21 protein-coding genes are annotated in these 20,462 nt (G+C 44.4%); 10 read left to right on the forward strand and 11 right to left on the reverse strand.

Translation table 11 applies throughout. From position 1 onward, the window contains the following. Window positions 1-303 precede the first annotated feature (303 nt). Together EXU30_RS05920 and EXU30_RS05925 are read right to left on the reverse strand one after the other, a co-directional pair. Window positions 304-1,260, reverse strand: coding sequence for a sterol desaturase family protein (locus EXU30_RS05920; protein ID WP_130598267.1), 957 nt, complete (start codon window positions 1,258-1,260; stop codon window positions 304-306). A 118-nt stretch (window positions 1,261-1,378) separates the two neighbouring features. Beyond that, the gene (locus EXU30_RS05925; protein ID WP_242620395.1) at window positions 1,379-2,353 is read right to left on the reverse strand and encodes a DUF2804 domain-containing protein; all 975 of its coding nucleotides are present in this window, start codon (window positions 2,351-2,353) and stop codon (window positions 1,379-1,381) included. 375 nt (window positions 2,354-2,728) lie between these two features. Between EXU30_RS05925 and EXU30_RS05930 the strand changes: the two genes are divergently transcribed. The 5 genes from EXU30_RS05930 to EXU30_RS05950 all read left to right on the forward strand — a co-directional run bounded on the left by EXU30_RS05930 (window position 2,729) and on the right by EXU30_RS05950 (window position 6,888). Beyond that, window positions 2,729-3,298, forward strand: a complete 570-nt coding sequence (locus tag EXU30_RS05930; protein ID WP_130598271.1) for a YajG family lipoprotein — start codon at window positions 2,729-2,731, stop codon at window positions 3,296-3,298. A gap of 14 nt (window positions 3,299-3,312) precedes the next feature. After that, window positions 3,313-3,906 carry a peptidylprolyl isomerase gene (locus EXU30_RS05935; protein ID WP_130598273.1) on the forward strand — a complete coding sequence of 198 codons (594 nt, stop codon included), beginning with the start codon at window positions 3,313-3,315 and terminating at the stop codon, window positions 3,904-3,906. A 487-nt stretch (window positions 3,907-4,393) separates the two neighbouring features. Further along, entirely contained in the window at window positions 4,394-4,726 is a 333-nt protein-coding gene (locus EXU30_RS05940) for a hypothetical protein (RefSeq protein WP_130603283.1), read from the forward strand. Between the two features lie 89 nt (window positions 4,727-4,815). After that, complete coding sequence (locus EXU30_RS05945) at window positions 4,816-6,219, forward strand: AmpG family muropeptide MFS transporter (RefSeq protein WP_130598275.1); 1,404 nt, start codon at window positions 4,816-4,818, stop codon at window positions 6,217-6,219. A 435-nt stretch (window positions 6,220-6,654) separates the two neighbouring features. Further along, on the forward strand, window positions 6,655-6,888 hold the full coding sequence (locus EXU30_RS05950; RefSeq protein WP_130598277.1) for a hypothetical protein: 234 nt from the start codon (window positions 6,655-6,657) through the stop codon (window positions 6,886-6,888). Between the two features lie 74 nt (window positions 6,889-6,962). On the opposite strand, the gene EXU30_RS05955 is transcribed toward EXU30_RS05950, so the two are convergent. Then, complete coding sequence (locus EXU30_RS05955) at window positions 6,963-7,448, reverse strand: YajQ family cyclic di-GMP-binding protein (protein WP_130598279.1); 486 nt, start codon at window positions 7,446-7,448, stop codon at window positions 6,963-6,965. 166 nt (window positions 7,449-7,614) lie between these two features. Between EXU30_RS05955 and EXU30_RS05960 the strand changes: the two genes are divergently transcribed. From EXU30_RS05960 to EXU30_RS05970, 3 genes are read left to right on the forward strand one after another with little or no spacing between them, the layout of a single operon-like run. Then, window positions 7,615-8,046, forward strand: coding sequence for a VanZ family protein (locus EXU30_RS05960; protein ID WP_130598281.1), 432 nt, complete (start codon window positions 7,615-7,617; stop codon window positions 8,044-8,046). Further along, window positions 8,047-9,039: a ketopantoate reductase family protein gene (locus EXU30_RS05965; RefSeq protein ID WP_130598283.1), complete on the forward strand. Its 993-nt coding sequence runs from the start codon at window positions 8,047-8,049 to the stop codon at window positions 9,037-9,039. It abuts the gene before it with no gap. Between the two features lie 8 nt (window positions 9,040-9,047). Then, window positions 9,048-9,740, forward strand: coding sequence for a phosphatase PAP2 family protein (locus EXU30_RS05970; RefSeq protein WP_130598285.1), 693 nt, complete (start codon window positions 9,048-9,050; stop codon window positions 9,738-9,740). Between the two features lie 7 nt (window positions 9,741-9,747). On the opposite strand, the gene EXU30_RS05975 is transcribed toward EXU30_RS05970, so the two are convergent. Beyond that, complete coding sequence (locus tag EXU30_RS05975) at window positions 9,748-10,653, reverse strand: multidrug transporter (protein WP_130598287.1); 906 nt, start codon at window positions 10,651-10,653, stop codon at window positions 9,748-9,750. A gap of 267 nt (window positions 10,654-10,920) precedes the next feature. Here EXU30_RS05975 and EXU30_RS05980 point away from each other — a divergent pair, with 267 nt between their 5' ends. Further along, window positions 10,921-12,195 carry an alkaline phosphatase family protein gene (locus tag EXU30_RS05980; protein WP_130598289.1) on the forward strand — a complete coding sequence of 425 codons (1,275 nt, stop codon included), beginning with the start codon at window positions 10,921-10,923 and terminating at the stop codon, window positions 12,193-12,195. Between the two features lie 191 nt (window positions 12,196-12,386). Here the strand turns inward: EXU30_RS05980 and kdsA are convergent, their stop codons facing one another. From kdsA to hemA, 7 genes are all read right to left on the reverse strand, one after another. Continuing rightward, complete coding sequence (kdsA, locus tag EXU30_RS05985) at window positions 12,387-13,235, reverse strand: 3-deoxy-8-phosphooctulonate synthase (RefSeq protein WP_130598291.1); 849 nt, start codon at window positions 13,233-13,235, stop codon at window positions 12,387-12,389. A 57-nt stretch (window positions 13,236-13,292) separates the two neighbouring features. Continuing rightward, window positions 13,293-14,546 carry a DUF819 family protein gene (locus tag EXU30_RS05990; protein WP_130598293.1) on the reverse strand — a complete coding sequence of 418 codons (1,254 nt, stop codon included), beginning with the start codon at window positions 14,544-14,546 and terminating at the stop codon, window positions 13,293-13,295. Window positions 14,547-14,829: 283 nt separating this feature from the next. Further along, window positions 14,830-15,621 (reverse strand): transglutaminase family protein, encoded by a 792-nt coding sequence (locus EXU30_RS05995; RefSeq protein WP_130598295.1) that lies wholly within the window; start codon window positions 15,619-15,621, stop codon window positions 14,830-14,832. A gap of 11 nt (window positions 15,622-15,632) precedes the next feature. Next, entirely contained in the window at window positions 15,633-16,028 is a 396-nt protein-coding gene (locus tag EXU30_RS06000; protein ID WP_130598297.1) for a SirB2 family protein, read from the reverse strand. A gap of 274 nt (window positions 16,029-16,302) precedes the next feature. Then, window positions 16,303-17,151 carry a peptide chain release factor N(5)-glutamine methyltransferase gene (gene prmC / locus EXU30_RS06005; RefSeq protein ID WP_130598299.1) on the reverse strand — a complete coding sequence of 283 codons (849 nt, stop codon included), beginning with the start codon at window positions 17,149-17,151 and terminating at the stop codon, window positions 16,303-16,305. Between the two features lie 10 nt (window positions 17,152-17,161). Beyond that, on the reverse strand, window positions 17,162-18,247 hold the full coding sequence (gene prfA, locus EXU30_RS06010) for a peptide chain release factor 1 (protein ID WP_130598301.1): 1,086 nt from the start codon (window positions 18,245-18,247) through the stop codon (window positions 17,162-17,164). A 99-nt stretch (window positions 18,248-18,346) separates the two neighbouring features. Continuing rightward, on the reverse strand, window positions 18,347-19,597 hold the full coding sequence (gene hemA, locus EXU30_RS06015; RefSeq protein ID WP_130598303.1) for a glutamyl-tRNA reductase: 1,251 nt from the start codon (window positions 19,595-19,597) through the stop codon (window positions 18,347-18,349). A 222-nt stretch (window positions 19,598-19,819) separates the two neighbouring features. Between hemA and lolB the strand changes: the two genes are divergently transcribed. Further along, window positions 19,820-20,452, forward strand: coding sequence for a lipoprotein insertase outer membrane protein LolB (gene lolB, locus EXU30_RS06020; protein ID WP_242620330.1), 633 nt, complete (start codon window positions 19,820-19,822; stop codon window positions 20,450-20,452). Window positions 20,453-20,462: the final 10 nt, after the last annotated feature.

A 20,462-nucleotide genomic window follows, 5' to 3' on the forward strand; every position in this document is an offset into this window, starting at 1 on the left:
AGGCTTTAGTCTGGCGTTGTTATTTTCGGCCCTAAACCACCTTATTCAGTAAGTGGTTATCGTTCTATTTTTCTCCAGAAGGGGTTGCTTCAATAATTAGCTGGCGTTGCAATGGAATTTAAAGCTCGCAGCGAGCACGTCCTGTGGGCTCGACGAAAACATCCATGTTTTCAACGGCTTTAAATATCACTGCAACTCTAGCCTATAGCTTCAACTGATTGGGTCCCCTTCTAGGGAGCCCACACAAAGTCTCCTTCATTAGAAGATAGTAATTTATTTATAACTGTGAGAAACGAGTGCCGCTTACTGCGATGTAAAATCCTGTGCTGGTTTATCTTGTTCATGTTTAACCTGCTGAGTATCCGTTTGCAGCCCATCCATTTGTCGAGCGTTTATTTGCTGTGCCTGTGGCGGCGCAAATAATAGCGCCCAGCGCTCAGACAAGCTTAAACCCGAAGCACTCACCTCTTTAAACATGTCGCGCCACTCTGCAAAGCTGACCACTAGCGGGTTGAAACTGTTTACTGGCTTGGTAATGCCATAGTTTACCGGCGCAATTTCTTTCTCAAAGGTGCCAAACAACTTATCCCAGATGATCAGCACGCCAGCATAGTTCTTATCAATGTACTCAGGGTTACGCCCATGATGGACTCTATGATGAGATGGCGTATTAAAAACCCACTCTAACGGCCCAAGCTTATCAACCGCTTGCGTATGAACAAAAAACTGCAAACCAAGGTTAAGCAAAACAGCAAACACCACCCAACTTGGATCAAAACCAATCACAACGAGCGGTAACCAAAATAGCCACATGCCAGCGAGGGGATACATTAAACTTTGGCGAAAGGCAGTCAACAAATTCATATTTTCAGAGCTATGGTGCACCACATGCGCCGCCCACATCCAACGCACCCGGTGACTCGCTCTATGGAACCAGTAGTAGCAAAAATCCTGGGCTATCAGCAATGCAGCAAAACTCGCAAGACTTAATTCAATATCAAACAATCGCCAGCCAAAGAAGTACAAGTACACCTTGGCAATCAGTAAGCCTGCCAAAATGTCAGTCACTTGATGCATAGCTGCAAGACCAATGTTACAAGCAGCTTCTGGTAGTACATAACGCGCTGTCTGCGGCAGGGATTGGCTTTGACGGATAAACCACCACTCAGCAGCGATACACACAAAAAATAATGGTGCCAACACCAACAGTAATAACTCTGGATGACTCATTAAACTGGCCATCATATTCGAAAATTCCATTTACTCTCCAAGGGCGCTTCCAACCGCTCTGCGCCGAATATCTAAAGTCCAACTAGCCTAATGCTTAATAGCTAAAGCGTTAAATAAACTCAACCTCAACATATCGCGACTAAGCCCACTACCACTTGGCGTAATGATCTTCACACAAGCCTAGCTGCTGAGAAATGGTATAAGTCACACCCTGGTTATCAGTAAGCTTGCCATCGAAATAGCCTATAAACTGCCTAAAATTACTTTTCAGTAGCAAGAGGTCGAGCTTTTCAGTGCGTTGATTGATGCCATGAAAACTTAAGTCAACTTGACCATTGACCGCGCGTATCTGCCATGGGCTGGTTAAATCATCTCTGTCGAATTCAAACTGAATTTGCCCAAGCAAATGGCGCTGGCCATTAACCCAGAGTACATTTTCATTGGCACCAGTTTCATTTACTCCAGCAGCAAGGTTAAGCCCTATCACGCCACCTTCGGTATTAGCATTAAGACTCGCCCAGCGCCAGCTGGTTTCTCGGCGCATATAGCCAGCAGAAAAGTCATAACTCGCCAAAGCGTGATTCAGCGGCTGTGGCTCATCGTTAACCGTTAAGGTGCCAGACAGCTGCAGGGCGTTGTGTTTTTGGGTGTATGTCCAGCCATTGTATGCAGTTGGGGTTGCCAGACTCATCGGTAAACTTAATGCTGGCGGAGTTAAGGTTAGCGACGCGCTTACCTTGTTGGTGTTAATCTCAAGCTGCCAAACACCTTCAACTAGATTAAAACGCGCCAACTTATCGGCTGACCCAAGCTTTGAGATACTTGCCTCACCATTGTATGGCGACGGCGTTGTTTGATAGCCCAGAGTCGGCGGCCTTAAGTAGCTTTGCTCGACAATTTTTTGTGATTTGATGTCATACACATAAATAAAGCCGCTACCAAGATAGCGAATATCGGCAATCGCAGCGCTCACTATGTAGCGCTGAGTTTTGACCGTCACAAACTGAAACTGCTTGTAATCGAAATACTTGGCAAGTTTGGATGCTTGTTTATCCATGGTATTGCGATAATCAAACTGTTCTAATCCAAGTGACTTTACTATGCCATCGAAATGACCAAACATGGGTTTACCGTCTGCCTGAATTAAGCAGTCAGGGGCAATTTGCGTATGTATTGGTGGATACCTTAACGTATCTGTAGATGTTATTGCCTGTTCAGCATCCACTGTCGCTACTACTTGAGGTTTCGGGTTGAGGTTTTGCTGCTGCGCCGACATCACTTTCCTCCGTGTCATTTCACAAATTAAGTTGCTACGCCTAATAAATAATGTCAACCACCTCAGCTTGTTACTATTGAGAAGCAGTAGTTTGGTGAAGCTAAACCCCATCCTCCATTAATACAGCCTTAATGCGTATTATGTTGGCTGTTACCTTGTGTTAAATCTGATATGCTTGCTGTCATTATCACAAGAGACATAAGTTAAAGACGCACCATAAATATGAAATCACCTGTGTTCATTTTACTTGCTGCGCTAGGCCTAAGTGCCTGTGCCAGTCACCAGCCAACCCATATTGCATTAAACCCAAGTCTTGGCGCCGTTGCACCACAAACCTCAATGGCAACTCAGGTACATGTTGAAACTATTGATACCCGCAAGGCTAACTTTATTGTACGGATTCATAATGGTGACGATGCAGCTAGACTCATTAGTCCAAGCGAACCTGTAAGGCAACAGCTTGATAAGGTATTTAGACAAGGTATTAGCGAAGCTGGCTATAGTATTTCATCAAGCTCATTTCGCACTGTGCAGTTTCAGTTAGATAATTTGCTCACTGATGTCACTGAAACCACCTTTGGCTATGAGGCAAAAACTCAGGTCACTATTAATGTGGTCGCCACAAACCGCACTCAAGAATTTACCAAAATATATAAAGGCCGCGGCACATTAACTGGCCCGTTTAACTCTGACTTCGCCACCCTAGAGTTAGACATCAACAAACTGCTCGACAAGCTAACGGGTGAAATTCTTAATGACGCCGAGTTGCATCAATTTATTCAACAGCAATAACAAGGACGAAAGACATGTTTAAATGGTTATCTGCCGCTATTATCGCCCTCACACTAACCTTGAGCTGCGCAGTCGCTAAAGTCGATATTCAACCTGATACTCTGTTCCCAAAAGTGAAACTGGAAACCACCATGGGCACAATCGTTGTTGAACTAGACCGCCAGCGAGCACCAATTACCGTAGATAACTTCTTAACCTATGTGGTTAAAGGCGAGTACGACAATACTATTTTCCACCGCATTATCGCAGACTTTGTGGTGCAAGGTGGCGGGCTTGATGGCAATTTTGAAGAAGCAGAGCCATCCATGCCAGCTATTGTAAATGAAGCTGGCAACGGCCTTTCAAATGGCTTGGGAACCATTGCCATGGCAAGGGAGAATGAGCCTCACAGTGCGACCAAACAGTTTTACTTTAACGTCGCTGACAACAAACGGCTTGACCCTTCAAAGCGCCGTTGGGGTTATGCTGTATTTGGTGAAGTCATTGAGGGTTTAGAAGTATTAGAAGCAATGGCCGTGGTTGAAACAGGACAAAATGCCAAACTTGGTTGGCCAGATGTACCGGTTAAAAACATCACGCTAACCAAGGCGACACTTTTACCGAGATAACGACCTATATCGATATCTAGTTAATGACACGCTAAAAACGCACACATCGCAAAGGAGGTATTATGCCTCCTTTTTGCTGGCAAACTCATACTCATTGATGATTGTTTAACTTGGGGGAATCAAATCATAGCGCTACTCAGGTTTCGATTACTGAGCAGCATTCATACTCTCGTCGTTAAACAACGACTAAGATTCAAAAACTTAACTTATCTTCACCGAGTTTGAGCGAATTTGCACAGGACAATTGTTCAATTTCCGTTCCATTAACCGCCATATTTAGCAGAAAATCGCTCAGTAAAGTCAATTTCAGTCATTACTATGCTTTTTGCAGTTTTATTACACTAACTCCACAATATCGGCTAATCGTGTCTATACTTTAGTGCATTACACCAAAGTTATATTTTGTAATTTCGCGCACTTTAATTTGTTCAATAACATTAGTTCAAGGAAGACGCTCCACAGAAAGCGTTTAAAGGACATGACAATGATGACAGCAGATGACTTCATTGAAGCCAAGGCTCCACAGCTGGCTTTTTACGGGAAAGCATTTTTAGACGAACAACTCGAATACAAAGAAATTCAACTCTACATGTGGGATGTACTTGAAGAATGGCAATGCCTGGTCAATACCCCCCAATCTAAAGCTCAACTACCTAGCGAAACAGAGCAAGTATTCTGGCACCTGTTACACTGTTTCGACAAATGGCCAGAATGGGCAATTCGCGGTAATCAATATTTGCGTAAGCAGGTAGATGATTGCTGTGATTTCCTTAATATTGGTGGAAAATTCCCCGATAGCTGCATCGGAATCCGCCCATAAACAATAATTTACCGCTAGCGCTTGACCTTTAGTCGCTGACACTTAAGCTAGGTGGTATCACTCCACCTAGATTAATGAATAGCTTCTCTATGCCTTCGACCTGGTCGCGTTTCTTCGGTGCCTTTTCGGTTTACCTTCATCGCCGAGTACTCGCATTATTGATCTTGGGTTTTTCGGCTGGTTTGCCATTAATGTTGGTATTCTCAACATTAAGTTTTTGGCTGCGAGAAGCTGGAGTTGATCGAGCGGCCATCGGCTACTTCAGCTGGATAGCCCTAACCTACGCATTTAAGTGGGTTTGGTCACCATTGGTAGATAGGCTCTCCCTACCCTTTCTTACTAGTTTACTTGGGCGTAGACGCAGCTGGATGGTATTAGCTCAGTCCTGTGTGGTATTAGCTATCCTAGGTATGTCGATGAGCGACCCGCAAGTGAATTTAGAGCAGCTAGCTTTATGTGCTTTGCTGCTCGCCTTTGCCTCTGCCACCCAAGATATTGTCATTGACGCGTTTCGGATTGAATCGGCACCAGAGCATATGCAAGCGGCGCTTGCAGCGGCGTATCAAGTGGGCTATCGCGGCGCTATGATTGTTTCCACCGCAGGTGCGCTGTCAATTGCCGCAGCGATTAGCCCTGGCGACAGTGCATATAATCTAGAATCTTGGCAAACCGCCTACGCTATTATGGCTTCACTGATGGGCGTAGGTATTATCACCACGTTATTGTGCCGTGAGCCTCAAGTCGATAACAAGCAAGCAACCGAGCAAGAAGCGCTACTTAGAGCTAAATTCAGCGAGCGATATTCACCTACCACAGCCAAAGCATTTGCTTGGCTGTATAGTGCATCGGTACTGCCGTTTGTCGACTTTTTTAAACGCTATGGCAAAAGTGCCATCATGATTTTACTGCTGATCTGCTGCTACCGCATATCAGATATCGTCATGGGGATTATGGCAAATGTATTCTATGTCGACATGGGGTTTAGCAAAGAAGAGATCGCGTTTTTAAGTAAGGTTTACGGCCTGATTATGACCTTAATTGGCGCGGGTGCTGGCGGCATATTGATTGCTCGCTACGGCACCATGAAAATCCTGTTTTTAGGTGCGCTATTAGTAGCTATTACTAACTTGTTATTCGCCTGGCAGGCTCACATTGGTTATGACGTGGCTTTCTTAACCTTTGCAATCTCAATGGACAACTTTAGCGCAGGCATAGCGACAGCCGCTTTTATTGCTTACCTTTCTAGCCTAACAAGCTCTGGCTACAGCGCGACGCAATACGCGCTATTATCATCAATCATGCTCTTATTCCCTAAGTTTGTTGCAGGCTTCTCAGGGCTATATGTCGATAACTTTGGTTATGTGAACTTCTTCATTGCCGCCAGTCTTATCGGCTTCCCTGTGTTATGGCTTATCCATCTAGTACAGAAGCAGCAGAATCACCAAGCCAACGAAAAACCAGTTGCAGATCGCGAGTCAACTACTCGTAAGTGAAATTGGCCAACTGATACTCATTAGCACTAACTTTTTGCTTAATATGTTATTGAGCTAACGCTAGGTAATCCGCTAACTCACTCATTAGGGCCTGTTGATCTTTCAAGATTATTTTTGCAGCAGCTTGTTGGAAATTTATACAAGGCAACGACTTTGATGTGTGGTTGTTCCACATGATAAGTCGTTAACGCAGTAGAAATGACAACAAGCGCTGCCTGAAAGGTTCGTTTAAAAGCACTTTACTCTTTGTTGCGAGCGAATTTGTTTAGGTGACTAGACGTCATCGCTCGCGTCGCGATTAAAGTGCTTTTAATTCGAACAAATTCTAATCAGCAAAGATCAACAGGCCCTAGTATTAACTTTTCATCCTGGTCAGCTTTTTGCTTTTAAACCTGTTAGGTTTAAAGTTAATTGATTAAAGGTGAAAGGTGAAATATGGATATCAGCCAAGTTCTTATCGTCGCAATTGTGTTCTTTGCCATTTTTGGCGCAGACTTTTTCAAGTATCGTCTGCGAATGAAGCAGCTTGAAGCCAAGATAGATTCTAGCGACAAAATGAAACTCATCGATGAAGTTGAAAGCTTAAAGCATCGCTTAGTGGTGTTAGAAAGAATTGTTACCGATAAAGGTTATGAAGTCAGCGAGAGCATCAATCAACTAAAAGACTAGCGTGCATCACCATATAAAAAACCACCTTGGCCAAGGTGGTTTTTGTTTATATACAGCCAATAAAATACTAACCTCTAGTCACGCAGGTTCTTAATCTGAAACGGCTGACCTAACTCAGATTCCCTTGCTAAACGAATAGCTGCTTGCAAATCGTCACGCTTTTTACCGGTTACCCGCACTGTGTCACCTTGAATAGCACACTGCACTTTCATCTTGCTGTCTTTAATAACTTTCACCAGTTTTTTAGCCACATCAGTTTCAATGCCTTCCATAAAGCGCACCCGCAGAGAAAAGGTTTTTCCTGTATGTAGCGCCTTTTCATCTACTTCCATTACTGCTGGGTCAACATTGCGCTTACTCAGGTTCATCCGCAGCACATCAACCATTTGTTTACAGTAATACTCATCATCGGCAGACAGTGTCACTTGCATATCTTTAAATTCAACGCTGACATTCTTGCCACGAAAATCATAACGGTTGTCGATTTCTCGGCGCGTGTTATCTACTGCGTTTCTCAGCTCAACCGCGTCGACTTCTGACACAATATCCATTGATGGCATGATGGTATCCTCTTAAATTTTCTCGTAGCTAGTTTACGATTAAATTGTCGCACACTGCGATATAGTTGAATGAATTTTTTAATATAAATCAGGTTTACGGTGACAAGTGTAAGTAGTTTTCTTATGATTTGGCGAAACACTATTATTCTAAGGTATCCTCAGGCTTGTGATTAGCTATAGAAACATTTTCAAGCTAGCGTTGATTGTCACTTTTATCATCGTTAGCTACCTGGTTTTCTCAAAGCCTGGAAACTATCCTGTGACGTTCCAACACATGGATAAAGTCGGCCATTTAGGCAGCTTTTTTGCGTTGTCATACCTCGCCTACTATGCCTTTAAACCCAAATGGTACATCTTAACGTCAATTTTAACCTTGTATGCGATTTTAATCGAAGTTATCCAATCACAGCTGCCCTATCGCAATGCGTCAGTTGACGACGTCGCAGCCGATCTATTAGGTGTTGGTTTGTTTTATGTGTGCTTGAAAATCTACCACATGTTCAAATACGGCAGTAAAGGCAAAGCTGGCGCGCAAAGTATTAAATCCGGTGAGCTGAATGGCAAATCTGCACAAGTACACAGCAAGGCTGATAACTAAATGGCAAATATGCAGGGTATCAATGGTCAAATCGCCATTCTAGGCGCTGGCGCTATTGGACAGTTAATTCATCAGCAACTAGCGACTCAAATAAATACAACACAAGCTGCACTAAAGCTGATTGTGAGTCACGAGCGTTTCGAGCAAGCAAATACCAACCAGCAGCTCAGCTTTACTAGCCTTGATGGCAATTCAACAAACTATCATTGTCAGCTTATAGATATTGCATCAAACACACTGATGCAGGAGCTTGCTAAGGTGAAACTTGTCATCGTATGCGTCAAGGCTTATCAGGTAGCAAGTGCACTCAAGCCGTTACTTGCGCACCTGCCAATCGATAGCCATATTATGTTGCTACACAATGGCATGGGGCCGCACCTTGAGGTGCAAAGCCTGCTAAATAGCTCGTCAACGCTATCAGCAAATATAGGCTTAAGCTTAGCAACTACTTCTCAGGCAGCATTAAAGACAAATGCTTTTGCGATAAAACAAACGGGCAATGGCGCAACTAGCCTGGGCTTGTTTGCTGGGCCGCAAATGGACGGCAGTTTATTAACGCTTGTTAGCAGGGCAATTCCAAATCTAATGATTACCGATAATATTGTCACAGCCTTATGGACTAAGCTGACTATCAACTGCGCTATTAATCCGTTAACCGCGATAGAGCAGTGTCAAAATGGTCAGCTGGCGGCAAAACAATACCAGAGCCAAATTGCCGCGATTATTGATGAATGTGTGCAAGTTGCCAGAGCTGATGGCGTAACACTCGATGCGCAGCAAATGACTAAAAATGTCGCTAAGGTTATCGAGCTCACGGCAGCAAACTACTCGTCAATGCATCAAGATATTGCACACCAGCGGCAAACCGAGATTGACCAAATTAATGGTTATGTGGTGATGAGGGCACGCTCAACAGACATTAACACACCGGTAAATCAGGCATTGGTTGAGCAAATCCATCAATTACAAGCATATTATAATGCGCATAACTAAGCTCCCTATTGTTAAACACCTCAATTGCTAAAGACTGTCGTGATAAAGAAATGATATTCAAGCCAAACCCTGCACCTATTCCGTTTAAGCGCAGTTTTGTGCTGGCATACCTTATTGCAGGGCTTTGTGTGATGCTTGCAATTGGCTTGATTGATCGCCCCTTGGCAAGCTGGCTGCATCAGCATAGTCAGCCCAATATGCTATTTAAGCTGTTTTCCGATATCCCAGTGCTGCTTGAAGCGATAGCTGGTGCGATCATTATTGGCAGTCTTTACAGGCCTTGGCAGGAGAGATTAAAACAAGCTGCATTGCAGCTAGTTAGCTTATTGATACTCGCCATCTGTGTGCGCGTAGGCGCAAAGATGCTGTTTGGCCGCACTTGGCCTGAGACCTGGATTAATGATAACCCATCTTGGATCAGCCACGGTGTTGAAGGTTTCTACCCACTAACGCTAGAAAAAGGCTTCCACTCGTTTCCATCAGGTCATGCGTTATTTAGTTTTGCGCTGGCAAGCATGTTGTGGCGCTATTTTCCCAAACTTGCGCCAGTTTGGATAACCGCTATGCTCGCAACCATTACCGGGCAGTTAGGGCAAAACTATCACTACTTGGGCGATCTTTTAGCAGGAGCGACACTTGGCTGCCTGCTCGCACATACTTGTAGTCATTTATTTAGCAGTAACTCTGGCAGCAAACACTGATAAACCGCTAGCCCCAGATCACCAACAAAGCAGCGACTGCGATTAGCAATAAACCCAGGACATCACTTTTGGTATTTGGTTGCTTTAGCCAGTAACGACCAATTAGCAACATAAAGAAGACTTCAATTTGCCCTAGGGTTTTCACTAACGGCACCGACTCTAGCGTCATTGCGCTAAACCAGCCGATAGAGCCAATACAACTGGTAACGCTTACTGCTAGAGTAAGCTGTTTGTTGCGCCAAAGCTTAACCAAAGTCTGACGCTGCTTAAGCAACAAATAACTCACCAAAATAAGCGTTTGGCTGCTAATCACCAACAGCAACACCCAGGCAGCTCTTACCATATAAGGGCCTTGCAATTGCAAGCTCGCTTCACGCACGCTAAGTGAGGTCAGTGCGAATGCACTGCCGCAAGCTAGCCCTAATAGAACCGTTGACCAAGAATAACTGCCTTTGCTTTCATTACTTAAGCGAGATGCGCTATTGAGCTTAAACGCACCGCTCAGCACCATAACAGCCAATGCGCCAACAGCAACGCCAGCCCAACCAAGCGCAGTTAATTGCACGCCAAAGAACATCAGCCCAAACACTGCTGCAACGATGGCCTCACTTTTGGCAAGTCCGGCGCCAACCGCATAGTTCTTTAAGGTAAAAAGCTTCACCATCAATGCAGTGGCGATAATCTGCATCAAGGATGCCTGGGCGATATACAAATAAAAGGTATTGCTAAAACTTAGCTTAGGAACACTATGCGTTTGATACAAGATGGCTAAATACAAGGCTGCAATCGGGCCTGCAGCGATAAACCTTGCTAGCGTTACGCCAGTGATACTCACATCTTGACTAAGCTTAGATTGCAACGCATTGCGCCATGCTTGCATGAATGCTGCTAGCAAGGTGAAACCTATCCACATACTTGACGCTCCTAGCGACTGAAACTGTTAACTGGCTCTAAACTATACTCTTATTAACAGAAAATAAGCCAAGGCTTAGCTTATTTTTGAATAGATTTCACCCGCAAAAGTGATGAATCAAGATTCGCACTTTTACGTAGCCGTGGGTGGTGAATTTATGTAAAGCAGGCAATTGTCACATTTCTTAACTTAAACCTAGGCGGGTTTTAACGGTAGAATGAGCGCTCAAAAACCACACAAGCACTCATCAACGTAGGGAAATCACACATGTATCATGCAGCAGTTCGCATTATACGCTCAAGGACGCTAATTCAGCTGGCTTTTGCTATCACTTTATTACCAGTGACACTTTTGGTTAATGCAGAGCAAAACCAGAGTGACAGCACTACAGTGGTGATTTCAATCGATGGCTTTGCCAATCATTATCTCAACAATCCAAAGCTTGCTAAAGTCGCACCCAACCTAATTGAAATGCGCAGCAAACACCTTGCTAGTGACGGCTTAACACCAGTATTTCCGAGTAAGACGTTTCCCAACCATATAAGCATGGTGACCGGCGTATACCCGCAGACTCACGGCATAGTACAAAACAAGTTTTACTCGAAAACACTCAAGAAGAATTACAGCTTAGGTGCTGGGCGTGAGCAACCTAAATGGTTAAGTGCCAAACCTATTTGGGTTGAAGCCGAAAAAGCAGCTAAAGCCAGTGCGATTTATTTCTGGCCTGAGTCTGAAATCGACCACGGCGAATACTCACCTACTGAGTTTTTTACATACAAGCACAACACACCAAATGCCGATCGCATCGAGCAAATCATTGACTGGTTAAACCGGGATAAACACAAACGACCTAAACTTATCTTTGGGTACTTTTCGACTGTCGACAGCGCCGGACACACATATGGTACTAATTCAGATGAACTTGCTAATGCCATTTTTGAAGTTGATAGCTTAATTGGCAAGCTACGAGCCTACATACAGGCAAATGCGGTGACCCAAAATATTAACCTAGTGATAGTATCAGATCATGGCATGGTGGATATTGACAGGCTCAATCCAATAGCCGACCCACAAGTTTTATTGGATAACGATCAATTAATCACAGTAAATGGTCAGACTCAGCTATATGTTTATGGTGATCAGCAAGTGGTACTTGATGCCGCTTATCGCCAACTCATAGCGGATCAGTTGGCCGAGAAAGATAAACGCTATCAAATTCTCAAACCAAGTGAATACCCAGCTCATTGGCACTTTGACAAGCAATCGGATGTAATGCCGGATCTTATCTTAAACGCACACCCGCCTTATGTGTTTGATAATGAAAAAGTGGTCGATGGCAAGGCTACTCACGGTTATGACCCACAAGCGACAATACAGCTCGATGGCATTTTCCTCGCCCAAGGGCCGGCCTTTAAAGCGGGACGAATTAACGCATTTGAAAACGTCCACATCTATGCGTTAATTGCCAAATTAATTGGCCTAGATGATGAGGTTGTGCCACCAACAAGTTCGATTGCTCCTTTTGTTGGTAAGCTTAAATAACTGCAGCTCGTCATTACCGGAAGCTGTAGTGAAGCCATCACGGGTAATTTAACCGCGCCTTGCTAAGAAAGTTTAAAGGACTTGCGAAGCCAACGCTCAGGTAATTCCTCCGAGCTGGCAGTAGCGCAGCTAACAAAAAGCCCTGACTTATAAGGAGTCAGGGCTTTTTCATTAACTAGAACAGTAAGCAGCTACTTACTGGTATCAATCGGCTCAAATGACTTAACTAAGTCATCGATAGCTTTCATCTGAGTAAGGTAATTCTCTAATTGGTGCAAAGGCAGCGCACATGGGCCGTCACACTTAGCTTCATCAGGGTTTGGATGCGCTTCGATAAACAGTCCAGCTAGACCTAATGCCATACCACTGCGAGCAAGCTCTGTCGCTTGAGCACGGCGGCCACCAGCACTATCGGCGCGACCACCAGGGCGTTGCAGCGCGTGAGTAGCATCAAAAATCACTGGGTAACCTGACTGCTTCATTTCATCCATGCCAAGCATATCAACTACTAGGTTGTTGTAACCAAAACTTGAGCCACGCTCACACAACATAATGTTGTCGTTACCTGCTTCATTAAACTTAGTGATGATATGACGCATTTCGTGCGGCGCTAAAAATTGCGGCTTTTTCACATTAATAATGGCATTGGTTTTTGCCATGGCGACAACGAGATCGGTTTGGCGAGCTAGGAATGCTGGCAATTGGATCACATCAACCACGTCGGCAACTGGCTGACATTGGTAAGGCTCATGTACGTCAGTAATAATAGGCACATTGAAGGTCGATTTAATCTCTTCAAAAATCTTAAGCCCATCTTCCATACCTGGACCACGGTAGGAGTTCACTGAAGAGCGATTGGCTTTATCAAACGACGCCTTAAATACATATGGAATACCAAGCTTTTCGGTAACCTTTACATAGTGCTCGGCAATCGACATAGCGAGATCACGAGACTCAAGCACGTTCATACCGCCGAATAAAACAAATGGCTTGTCGTTGGCGACTTCTAAGCCGCTAAAGCCGATAACTTTTTGTTCCATAGTATATTCTCTTTAATCAAAAAATTGTGCGTGTTCGCCCAATGCCAACACGCTAATTTAGGCCGCAATCACCTGTAGTAGCTGACCACATAACCACGCCATGTAAGTCCCCACGGCATAGCCAAATACTGCTAGCAATACACCTACTGGCGCGAGTGCTGGGTGGAAAGCTGCCGCAACCACAGGGGCAGATGCCGCGCCGCCAACATTGGCCTGACTGCCCACTGCCATATAAAACAGTGGCGCTTTAATAATTTTAGCAACGATAAGCATAAAGCTCGCATGTACAATCATCCAAATCATACCAATGGCGAAGTACCAAAGGTTTTGTTCATCAGCAAGTTTTGATACATCCATATGTAAACCAATGGTCGCCACTAGGATGTACAGGAATGCCGAGGCCACTTTAGATGCACCTGCTGCTTCAATATGACGCACGCGTGTAAATGACAGCGCTAAACCAATTGTAGTGACAATCACCACCAGCCAGAAGAACTTAGACGTTAAGCTGTAATCGCGAGTCCATGGGTAATTTGCTTCAAAAAATGGCCCAAGAATATCAGCGCCAAAGTGGGCAATACCGGTTATACCAAAACCCACAGCCACAATCATCATTAGATCAGGCAGGCTTGGAATACGCGCATTTTCAGCGTGATACTGCTCAACACGCACTTTTAAACGTTCAATGGCGCTGGTATCTGCGCCTGTTTTGGCATCAATTTGCTTAGCTCTTGATGCCATCAGTAGCAATACTGCCATCCAAATATTAGCAACAATCACATCAACGGTGACCATCACCGAAAAGATATCACCGCCAACTTCATAAATTTCTTTCATCGACGCTTGGTTAGCGCCGCCGCCAATCCAACTACCTGCAAGAGTTGTCATGCCGCGCCATACAGCATCCGGGCCATGACCACCAATCACCTCTGGGTTAAGCGCTGAAATAATTAACAGCGCAATGGGGCCGCCAATCACAATACCTACGGTACCAGTTAAGAACATCACAATGGCTTTAGGGCCCAGACCTAAAATCGCTTTTAAGTCGACACTTAAGATAAGCAAGACTAAACAGGCTGGCAGTAAATAGCGCGAGGCAACAAAGTACAAATTAGATGAGTGACCATCAACAATACCAAAGGTATTTAGCAGTGACGGCAAGAAATAACATAGTAATAAGGCTGGTACGAAGGTGTAAAACTTCTTCCAAAATGGGTTATTTGAACTGTTGGTATAAAAAACAAAACCAAGGATCGCAGCTAACAGGCCTAATGCCGTGGCGTCGTTGGTCACTAATGCAGGCGTTGTCATGCTTGCGTCTCCCTTGCAATTTTAATTGTGCAATATCGTTATTATTGTTATCCCGCTATGCAGGCTGTTTTTTTAGTTTGAGCAGCTATTTTTGCTTCATCTCTACAGGCTCAATCTCTAGAGTTCAATCAACTGAGCTATGTGGTTTTATCACAAAATGGCAATCGCTACTGCCCTGCGTCTCACAAAGCGGTGGATATCTGGCCTCTTTGTAGAAATTTCGCCCTATAAAATACAAAAGTGCGCAAGCTTTCGCTTACGCACTTAAAGGTTATATATGGTGTTAGTGCAAGGTTTGTGACTGCTGACTGAGCTCTTTAAGCTGCATCTTTACTAGCTCAGTAACAGGGTCATGCGGGCTGCTATCAATAAAGTGCTGCAAGTCTGACATCGCCACTTTTATACAACCCAACTGCTGGGCAATAAAAGCGCGCTCGCGATTAAGGTGCACATCGCCCGGGTGCCATTGCAGTAGCAAGCTACAACACTCCATGGCTTGCTCAAATTTTTGCGTCAAAATACAGCTGGCTTTGAGCTCATTAAGCATACGCGAAATCAAAGTTTTTACCGTGGCAGCTTTTACGTGCTTTGGCTTAAGGCGGGCTGCATTACCTAACTCACCGCGCACTAAATTATGCAACTGACGGCGAGTCATAGGCTCACCGCTAAACGGATCATGGTAAACCTGTTTACCGTTAAGTTTACTGCGAAGCACTGTGTGCCCTGGCAATAATACCGCTTCAAGTGGCAAGTCTAGCTGCTTAGCGAGCAATACCAACAAAGTCGAAAGCGTAGTGCTGTTACCTTGTCTTTTCGTCACGCAGTAGCTTAAATCAGCTGCTTCGACACTAAAGTAATCTTCTTTAGCGCAAAAACCTAGGTCATTGAAAAACCATTTAAATAGACCATCTAGACGAGCTTGTTGATCGACAACATAGCGACTTAGCACAGAGCCAGATAACTCGTACCACGCCCACTGCGCCGCTTTAGAAGGTAAAAAGCCAAGGTGCTCTGATAAATCGAACGCAGTCTCTGGAATAGACACTGAGTCATCAGATAGAAAAGTATGCTTCATGACAGAATCAATTAACCCATTAATACAACTTGTTTAAAATGAGCCAGCTTGGCCGCTAGCACTAACCAACCAATTGCACCAATGAAAGCAAAGAACTTAAATAGCTTATTACGGTTTGATTTTAATGCCATGATCCCTAATACGATGTACGCCACCACGCAGATGATTTTTTCAGTCATCCATGCATCTACAAATGGGTACTGTTTGATCATAAAGCAAAGGGTAAAGCCTGACACTAATAAGAAAGTATCAATCACGTGTGGCCCGACTTTCAGCAGCTTTTTCTCCATTAATGGAGACTGACGTAAATGCAGACCAAAACGTAATACAAACAAGGCGATACTTAATGCCAAAAACAACATATGCGTATGTTTAACGGCAGGGTATAAACTGTAAAATGTTTCCATTTTTTAAATCTCTGTCTTTGTTGATTTTATTTAGAGCAGAATAAAACGCAGCCAGTTTACTCGAATTGTTAACTTAGCCACAACTTTGATTGCTCCAATAGCGTCACGCTAAAAAGTTCATGTCAACATCCATGTGGGGTAGCTAACTTGCGCTCAGGTCTCAATTTTTCACAACTAACTTGCCTCGGCCAATAAGACGCGGAGCTTTAGCCTAGACGGCCAAGAGCCTTCAGCCCAATCGACCTGGAGCTTCAGCCTAGACGGCCAGGAGCCTTCAGCACAGTCGACCTAAAGTACAGCGATCATTACTGCCAAAATCTCGAATGGTCGCCACATCTTGATAGCCAAGCTCAATCAGCTTTTCTCGCACCTTAATTGCTTGCTGATAACCATGCTCTAACAGTAAATAACCACCTGAAGTTAAGTAGCTTTTTGCCGTTTGTGCAATGTGAAATAAATCAGCATAACCCTGATCTTTTGCGGTTAACGCACTGTGCGGTTCAAAACGTACATCACCTTGAGATAAATGATTATCCGCCTCGTCGATATACGGCGGGTTAGACACAATCAAATCAAATCGTTTATCGGTAACTTCACTAAACCAATCAGACTGTAAAATCTCAACTTGGCCGAGCTTTAAATTGTCACGATTCGCCTTAGCAAGGGCGACAGCTTCTGGCACCTTATCAATTGCAGTTACCTGCCAACTTGGGCGTTCATAGGCTAATGACAAGGCTATTGCGCCAGTACCAGTACCTAAATCAAGCACATTGGCGTCGTCAGCAAGCGGTAAATTCAAGGCGCTTTCAACTAAAATCTCCGTATCAGGCCTTGGGATTAAAGTCGTATCGTTAACTAAAAACGGCAGCGACCAAAACTCGCGCTCACCAATAATGTGCGCCACTGGGCGGCCAGCTTGCCTTGTTGCAACCATAGCTTCAAAGTCAGCTTGCTGAGCCGAGGATAAAGTTTTGTCTGGCCAGGTATATAAGAAACTGCGATTTTTATTGATGCAATGCAGCAGCAAGGCCTCTGCATCGACTTTCGCCGACTCAGAGGTAGAGTGTAATTGCTCGCTTGCCCATTGCAGCGCCTGCGCAATGGTTTGACTAGATTGTGCCAAGCCTTAATCCTTACTCGTCTGCGAGTGCGGCAAGTTTATCGGCTTGTTCTTCTTGAGTTAGCGGCTCAATAATCGCGTTTAGATCGCCTTCCATAATCTCACCCAAGCGATACAGCGTTAGGTTGATACGGTGCTCACTTAAACGACCTTGAGGGAAGTTATAAGTACGGATACGCTCAGAGCGATCACCACTTGCGACTAGATTACGTCGAGTAGACTCTTCTTCACTGCGGCGTTTTTCATCTTCAACCGCTTGTAGGCGCGCCGATAACACGCTCATGGCTTGAGCACGGTTTTTGTGCTGTGAGCGCTGATCTTGACACTCAACCACAATACCTGACGGTACGTGAGTAATACGAATAGCCGAGTCAGTTTTGTTAACGTGCTGACCACCCGCACCTGAGGCGCGGAAAGTATCGACTTTAAGATCGGCAGGGTTAATCGAGATTTGCTCAGCTTCTGGAATTTCTGGCAATACGACAACCGTTACGGCAGAGGTGTGTACGCGACCTTGTGATTCGGTTTCTGGCACGCGTTGTACGCGGTGTCCGCCAGACTCAAACTTGAGCTTGCCGTAGACGCCATCACCAGTAACTTGCACAATAAGCTCTTTGAAACCGCCATGCTCGCCTTCGTTAGCGTTCATGATCTCCATTTGCCACTTGTTCGACTCACAGTAGCGAGAGTACATGCGGAACAAATCACCGGCGAAAATTGCCGCTTCATCACCACCAGCGCCTGCGCGGATTTCGATGAAGGCGTTACGGTCGTCATTTGGATCTTTTGGTAGCAGCAGGATTTGCAGCTCGTCTTCTAGACGCTCTAATGCTTGCTTAGCTTCTTTAATTTCTTCCTGCGCCATTTCACGCATCTCAGCGTCATCTTCTTCCAGCATCATTTCGGCTGACTCTAGGTCTTCTTGCGCCTGCTGGAATGCCTTGAAGCTTTTTACTACGTCTTCAAGTTGAGCATATTCTTTTGATAAGGTGCGGAATCTGTCTTGATCCGCAATCACACTGGCATCACTTAGTAATGCTAAAACTTCTTCATTACGCTCTAGCAAGCCTTCAAGCTTGCGGATAACGGATGGTTTCATGTAACTGGCTAACCCTTGCTGTTCACCTAAATTTTGCTTTACAACCAACAAAGCACTGCGATTGCAGTGCTAAGTAGGATTGAACTGAATATTTAGCTGCTAGTGTTTATCTAAACCAAGCGCGACTCGCAGTTGACCTAATGTATTTAAATCACCCTGGCGACTGGCTGAAGTCAACGCCTGGGTTGGTGCGTGAATGAGGCGATTGGTTAACTTATTAGCAAGCTCTAAAATTACTTGCTCGCCGTTGCCACCTTGCTGAATTTTATTCAAGGCGCGCTCAACCAATTCATCTTTAATAGCCAATGACTGGCTACGATATTCACGAATACTGTCAACCGACTCTAAAGAACGCACCCACTCCATAAATAAGACGGCTTGTTCTTCGGCAATAATCTCTGCCTGCTCGGCGGCTTCCTTACGCGAAGCCATGTTTTGTTCAATGATACTATGTAAATCGTCAACAGTATAAAGGAAAGCGTCGTCTAACTCACCGACTTCTGCTTCAATATCTCTCGGAACTGCAATATCGACTAATAACATAGGTTGATGACGACGTTGTTTTAACGCTTTTTCAACCATGCCTTTGCCTAAAATAGGTAGAGGGCTCGCGGTCGACGAAATAACAATGTCGGCGTGAGGTAAATGCTCTGGAATGTCTTGCAGGGTAATCGCCGTGGCGTTGAACTCTTCACACATCGCCTGTGCACGCTCAACAGTGCGATTAGCCACTACAATTGAATTCACTTCTTGATCTTTTAAGTGCTTCGCGACTAACTCAATAGTTTCACCCGCGCCAATCAACAGTACCTTAGTGGTTTTGAGCGACGAGAAAATATGCTTTGCCATGCTTACTGCGGCAAAGGCGACAGATACTGCAGCGGCGCCAATATCGGTTTCGGTGCGCACTTTCTTGGCAACCGAAAAGGTATTTTGGAATAAACGATCAATCGTAACCGCAGTTGTGCCCGCTTCTTTTGCTTTAACAAACGCTTGCTTTACCTGACCTAAAATCTGCGGTTCACCTAATACAAGCGAGTCAAGGCCAGAGGCAACGCGCATCAGGTGTTTCACAGCAATTTGATCTTCATAGGCATAGATACATGGCATCAGCGCTTCATGATCTAGGTCGTGATACTCTTCTAGCCACTCAATGACCTCTTCAGGTTTGACATTGCAGCTATACAGTTCGGTACGGTTACACGTAGACACGATAACAGCTTCACCAGTGCGGCTGCGACTGGCTAAACTTTTCATTGCGTCATGGATGCGATCTGGAGAAAAGGCAACTTTCTCACGTAAATCTACTGTCGCCGTTTTATGGTTAATCCCGATTACTACTAGACTCATTTGACTCTTTCTGAAGTTCTTATCGATCTCGTTAATTAGGCCATTCTACTAAAAGCACAAACTAAAAACACAATTGGGTTAACAAAACCGAATATATGTCTAAATTTTCTTTGTAGCTGTTAGCAAATGCATAAACAGTGCACTTTTTAGTAAAAGCAATTTTTACATCAGCTAGTTGGAGCAGTATGATGACCCAACGTTTAACCTCATCTTGGTATTAGTGTGAACACCCAAAAGCCTCAAGCTATCACAGTGCGCCAATTCAGTTTCATAAGTTTATTACTGCTACTTATGTTGATGCTTAATGGCTGCAGTAGTTTAAAGCACACCAACTTTGAACCTGTTAGCGTTAATCATGTTGCGCAAGCACAGCATTGGGAACTTAAGGGTAAAATTGCCGTTCGCTCAAACACAGATAAATTTAGCACTAACTTATATTGGTTTCACCAAGCTCAAGGCGATGATTTACGTCTGACTACTATGATTGGCACTAATTTATTGGTTTTAGATAGTGGCCCACAAGGTGCAACATTGACCGCCAATGGCGAAACTTATTTTGATAAAGACCCGCAAACCTTGCTCGACTCTATGGTGTCGATTCATATTCCTTTAGATAGATTGCCTCTATGGATAACCGGTCAAGCCAGCAGCGAAGACAAAGTAATTAGCTATAATGCTGATGGCACGATAAAGCAGCTTATCAGCGAGCAAACAGCGTCACATTGGCAAGTTGACTTTAGAAGCTGGCAAATACTGCAAGGCATACAAATACCAAGACAAATCATTATTGTGCGAGATGATGTACAAATCAAAATCCAAAACAACCAATGGCAAGCAATGCAGCCCATCCAGTAGACACAAGGAC

Origin of the sequence: Shewanella maritima (genome assembly GCF_004295345.1) — a bacterium.
In the GTDB taxonomy this organism is placed as follows: domain Bacteria; phylum Pseudomonadota; class Gammaproteobacteria; order Enterobacterales; family Shewanellaceae; genus Shewanella; species Shewanella maritima.